6 protein-coding genes are annotated in these 5353 nt (G+C 65.8%); all 6 read right to left on the bottom strand.

The features are described from left to right. Positions 1 to 894 (bottom strand): ABC transporter ATP-binding protein (locus V7Q81_RS14325; protein ID WP_333844595.1); only part of this gene is annotated, 894 nt, incomplete at its 3' end. 198 nt (positions 895 to 1092) lie between these two features. Beyond that, the gene (moaE, locus tag V7Q81_RS14320) at positions 1093 to 1545 is read right to left on the bottom strand and encodes a molybdopterin synthase catalytic subunit MoaE (RefSeq protein WP_333844593.1); all 453 of its coding nucleotides are present in this window, start codon (positions 1543 to 1545) and stop codon (positions 1093 to 1095) included. Between the two features lies 1 nt (position 1546). Beyond that, positions 1547 to 1801, bottom strand: coding sequence for a molybdopterin converting factor subunit 1 (gene moaD / locus V7Q81_RS14315; RefSeq protein ID WP_333844590.1), 255 nt, complete (start codon positions 1799 to 1801; stop codon positions 1547 to 1549). A gap of 27 nt (positions 1802 to 1828) precedes the next feature. Continuing rightward, entirely contained in the window at positions 1829 to 2350 is a 522-nt protein-coding gene (mobB, locus tag V7Q81_RS14310) for a molybdopterin-guanine dinucleotide biosynthesis protein B (protein WP_333844597.1), read from the bottom strand. 17 nt (positions 2351 to 2367) lie between these two features. After that, entirely contained in the window at positions 2368 to 4440 is a 2073-nt protein-coding gene (locus V7Q81_RS14305; protein WP_333844587.1) for a sensor histidine kinase, read from the bottom strand. Positions 4441 to 4473: 33 nt separating this feature from the next. Continuing rightward, positions 4474 to 5353: sigma-54 interaction domain-containing protein (locus tag V7Q81_RS14300; RefSeq protein WP_333844584.1), on the bottom strand; the 880-nt coding region annotated here is incomplete at its 5' end.

The following is a 5353-nucleotide window of genomic DNA, read 5'->3' as shown; positions in this document are numbered from 1 at the left end:
CCGGGAAGGGCGGTCGCGCCGGTGCAGAATCATGCTCTCGGGCGGGATTAACCAAGCGACAGCCGAGCCGGCGGGAAAGCGCGGGTCGTGGCGCGCCTCCAGCATGAGGTCCCGCCAGCGGATGAGGCAGAGACCTCGCTCGGGTTGCTCTTCCATGACAATCGCATGAAAGAGATTGGTGTGGCCGAGCAGTCGCGCCACCGGAACGGAGCCGGGACGGGCCATCAGTTCCTCTGGCGCCGCGGCAGCGAGGGTCGTGCCCCGCTGCAGAATCACCATCCGGTCGGCCAGCATGCGCGCCTCCTCCAGGTCGTGGGTGACCAGCACGATAGGGAGTCGGAAATCTCGGCGCAGCTGCACCAGCTCCCGTTGCAGCTTGCGCCGGGTTACCTGGTCCACCGCCGAGAAAGGCTCGTCCATGAGAAGGACCTTCGGCTCCCGGGCGAGCGCCCGGGCCACCGCCACTCGCTGCTGTTGGCCGCCGGAGAGCTCCCGCGGCCGCCGAAATTCCAGGCCCTCCAGATGAACCTGGGCGAGCAGCCGGCGCGCCCGGGGAAGGCGCTCCTCGTCGGGAACGTGCCCCAGGGCGGCGGCCACATTCTCCGCCGCACTCAGATGGGGGAACAAGGCGTAGTCCTGGAACACGAAACCCACGGAACGCGCCTGGGGGGGCAAGGCAAGGGAGCGCTCGGTATCCAACCACACCTCCCCGTCGCAGCGCACCTGGCCCCAAGAGGGGTGGTATAAGCCGGCAATGGCCCGCAGGATAGTGGATTTGCCGCTGCCCGAAGGCCCCACGAGCGCCACCAGCTCGCCGGGAGCGCAATGGAAGGACGCGTCCAGGGGAATCGGCGCCGCCTGTCGTAGCCGGATGGTGAGACCTTCCTCAGGCACGGGAACGGAGAAGTCAGAAATCGCGCCAGGGCGCCGCGCCGATGGCGCAGCCAGAGACGGTGGACATGGCGGTGAGCCAGGCAGCGGCGCTCGCGAATCCGATCGAGATCCCTGGTTCACGGCCCTATCCTCAATGACCCCCAGGGGCGACGAAGCCACAGCGATCGGAGCGCTTCTCTGCCCCCGGGCGAGCGTTCATTAACCCTTCCAGCGGGCCGCAGCGAGATCGTCCGACTCCCGCGCTTCCACCCAGCGCTCGCCGGCAGGCGTCTCTTCCTTCTTCCAGAAAGGCGCCCGGGTCTTGAGGTAGTCCATGATGAATTCGCAGGCGGCGAAGGCATCGCCGCGATGGGCGCTCGCCACCGCCACCAGCACGATGCGGTTGCCAGGCTTAAGAGCCCCGACGCGGTGCACTACCCGCACGTCGATCAGGTCCCAGCGCCCCTTCGCCTGGGCGACGATGTCTTCCAGGGCCTTCTCGGTCATGCCGGGGTAGTGCTCCAGCACCATGCCCTGCACCGGCTCTCCCTGGTTCACGTCCCGCATCAGGCCCACGAAGGTGGCCACGGCGCCGATCTTGGGATTGTCGCGGGTGAGGGCCGCGATCTCGGCCCCCACGTCGAAGTCCTCCGTCTGCACTCGAACAGCCATTTCAGCCTCCGGTCACGGGAGGGAAGAAGGCGATCTCGTCCCCGTCGCCCACCACCGTCTCCAGGTCGGCCATCCGTTGATTGACGGCCACCCGCACCGCCCGTCCCGGCGCGAGCTCTTCGGCCCACGGGCTTCCACGCAACCGTAGCCACTCCACCAGTGAGGCCACGTCGCGGATGCCCGAGTCCACGCTCACCTCCTCGGCGCCGACGCCGAGGGCTTCCCGCAGCCGGGCGAAATACAGGATCTTCACCATTGAACTCCCCCTCCGGACTTCGACCGGTCAGCTCGATGCGCCCAGCGCCGGCCGCCGGCGTAAACCCGTAAAGCGCATTATAAAGCCGCAAATGGCCTCGTAATCCTCGAGTCGGAACTGGGGCAAGCTCGTCTCGAGGGGCTCATCGCTCGCCACGGCCACCACTCGGGGGTCAGTGGGATAAAGCAGCGGCTTCCCGGTCGCCTTGCGGTGAACTTCCAGCTTGGGGAACGCCTGCTTCTTGAAACCCTCGATTAAGACCAGGTCGCAGGGGGAAAAACGCTGGAGCTGCTCCTCCAAGCTGGGCTCGGGCCGGCCCCGCAGCTCGTGCATGAGCACCCAGCGCTGGGGCGACGTGACCAGCACTTCGAAGGCCCCCGCCTCCCGATGCCGGTAGGAGTCCTTTCCCGGCTGGTCCACGTCAAAGCCATGATGGGCGTGCTTGATGATCGACACCCGCAGGCCTTCCATCACTAGGCATGGAACGAGCTGTTCGATCAGGGTAGTCTTGCCGCTGCCCGAGTAGCCGGCGATACCGAAGACTTTCATCTTGCCGCCTCCGCGTTTCATCCGTGGTCATAGCGAGCGACCAGGCTGGGTGTCGTCCCGGGAGCCCGCTCTTGGTACGCGGGCTCGGTGAGCAGCCACACGCTGAACTCGGCACCCTTCCCGTACTGGCTGTCCACCGAGATGGTGCCGCCGTAGCGTTCCACCAGGGTATAGCTGATGGACAGGCCCAAGCCCGTGCCGTGTTGTTTCTTAGTGGTGTAGAAGGGATCGAATATCCGGCTCAAGTCCTCGGGCCGGATGCCCGGTCCTGTGTCCCGCACCGACACGACCACGCCCTTGTCCTCCCAATCGCGGCTGCTCAAGGTAAGCGTCCCTCCCCCTTCCATGGCCTGCACCGCATTGACGATGAGGTTGATCAGCACCTGCTGCAGCTCGTTGCGGTTGATGCCCACGCTGCGGGTGGCCTGGTAGCAGCGCGCGATCTGGATGTCGCTCTTCGCGAGGACGTGCCGCACCAGGACCAGGCAATCCTCCATGACAGCGTTGACTTCCACCGGCTCCACGTAGCCTGCAAATTCCGAGGGCCGGGCGAACTGCAGCAGCTTGGTAACGATTTCCCGGATGCGATTGGCCTGCTCGTCGATCAGCCGGATCTCCCGCTTCACTGGCTCGGCTGCGGCCCCCAGCACCTCCCGCACCATTTCCAGGTTACCTTGGATTACGGCGATGGGGTTGTTGATTTCGTGGGCCACCCCTGCAGTGAGTTCGCCGATAGCGGCCAGTTTCTCCGACATGACCAGTTGCCGCTGGGCGTCGCGCAGGTGGCGGTTCGCCTCTTCCAGTTCCCGGGTGCGCTCGATCACCTTCCGGTCCAGCTCGTCCGCCCAGCGTTGCAGCTCCTGGTTGCGCGCCTGGAGCCGGTCGAGCAGCTCGTCGAAGTGGGCCGCGAGCTGCCCGATCTCATCCCGGCTACCCACCGGGCCCACCCGGGCGTTGGCCTCGCCTGCCTCCACCGCGCTCATGGTCTGGCTCATGCGCTCCAAGGGGCGGAAGATGGTGCGCGCCCAGCGCAGGGAAACCACAGCGCTCAGCGCGCCCACCAGCAGGAACAGGGTACCGATCACCCCCAGGGCCTGGAACTTGGCCTGCTCGAAGGGCGCCTGCAGGTAACCCACGTATAGCATGCCCACTCGGCGGCCGTGGCCATCGGTCACGGGTTCGTAACCGGAGACATACCAGTCGTTCACCACGAACGCTCGATCGAGCCAGATATCCCCCTCTTCCAGCACTTTTTTGCGCACTTCCGCCGACACGCGGGTGCCCAGCGCCCGCTCCCCCTGGAACAGGCGCACGTTGGTAGCGATACGCACGTCGTCGAGGAACAGGGTGGCGGTACCCTTGCTCCCCAGAGGAAGGGAGCCTTCCCGATAGACGATGCTGTTGATGTTGTCGACGAAGGCGAGGTTGCGGTTGAGGAGCATCCCACCATGGAGCACGCCTGCGAGACGACCACCAGCGTCGTAGACGGGCGCTGCCGAATGGATGACCATGCCCCGGTCCTCGCTGTGGCGCTCCGTGGGTATGGCCTTCTCGGTGGGTACGAGGGGAATGAAGGCCTGCTCCCTGAGTCGTGGGTTCAACGCTGCGAGTTGCTCCGCCGAAAAGATGGCGATGGAAGTGCCTGCCTCGCCGTGGGCGGCGCCTTGCACCACGGGCCATTGCAGGTAATTGGTCGGCTGCCACAGATCGTGGCCGGCCGCCACCACGTTGCCTTGCAGGTCCAGGAGATGGAGGAAATCCAGGTGCAGCTCACCCCGTTCGGCGGCAAGCAGCCGAGCGAGGGCCTCCCGCCGGGGCGCCGTAGCGGCGGTCACCAGTCGGTGGGACGAGGCGAGTCCATGCACCCGGGCGCCCACCCCGGCGATGACCCGTTCGAAGTACTCATGGGCCACTGCCAGGTCGGATTTGACTTTGAAGATAAGCAGGTTGTGGTAAGAGGTATTGCCCCAGTAGATCACCAGGGCAAGCAGGATCGGCAACACCACCGTGATCGGCAGCAGCACCAGGACGAGCAGCTTGGCCCGCACCGATGAGCGTAGACCATGGCGCAAGAAAGGGACGAGCGGCATGGGACCAGGCCCTGACTGACAAGGACGTTCCCGTCAGGGAAGCTTCCATAGAGCGCACTTGCGCTCCAGGGTCTTGCGGGAGATTCCGAGCCGCCGCGCTGCCTCGGACTTGTTGCCCGAGACAGCCTGCAGGACGCTCAGGATATGCTGCTTCTCCACTTCTTCCAGGGGCAAGACGGCGGCAGAGGCCTGTTCCCGGACCGCGGGTGAGCCCGCCGTCAGGTTCTCCAAGGGTACGCGGCCGAGAATGAGGGAGCGCTCGATCAGGTTGCGCAGCTCCCGGGCGTTACCCGGCCAGGGGTAGCGGACCAGGGCGTCCAGCGTCTCCGAGGTGAGGGCTACACGGGGCACGCCCAACCGGGCCGAGAGCTCCTCCATGAAGCGGTGGGCCAACACGGGAATGTCCCGCGGGCGTTCCCGTAGGGGCGGAATGACGATGTTCACCACGTCTAGGCGGTAGAACAGGTCCTGACGGAAACGGCCGGCGGCCACCTCCGGGGCCAGGTTGCGGTTGGTGGCAGCGACGATGCGCACGTCCACTGGGATCTCTCGCTCCGAGCCGACCGGCCGGATCTTCTTCTCTTCCAGTACCCGCAACAGCTTGGTCTGCATGGGAAGGGGCAATTCTCCGATTTCGTCGAGAAACAGAGTCCCTCCCTGGGCATAGAAGAAAAGCCCGTTGCGGGATTCGCTGGCGCCGGTGAAGGCTCCTTTCACGTGGCCGAAGAGCTCGCTCTCGATGATCTCCGGGGAAATGGCGCCGCAGTTCACTGGCACGAAGGGGCGCTGGGCCCGGGGACTCAGCTTATGCAGTGCCCGGGCTGCCACCTCCTTGCCCGTACCGGATTCGCCCTGAATCAACACGGTCGTGGGCAGGGGTGCGAGCCGGCGGATGATACGACGTAGCTCTTCC

Source organism: Pelomicrobium sp. (assembly GCF_036803785.1).
Classification (GTDB): domain Bacteria; phylum Pseudomonadota; class Gammaproteobacteria; order Burkholderiales; family UBA6910; genus Pelomicrobium.
This window is presented reverse-complemented; position numbering and strand designations above follow the sequence as displayed.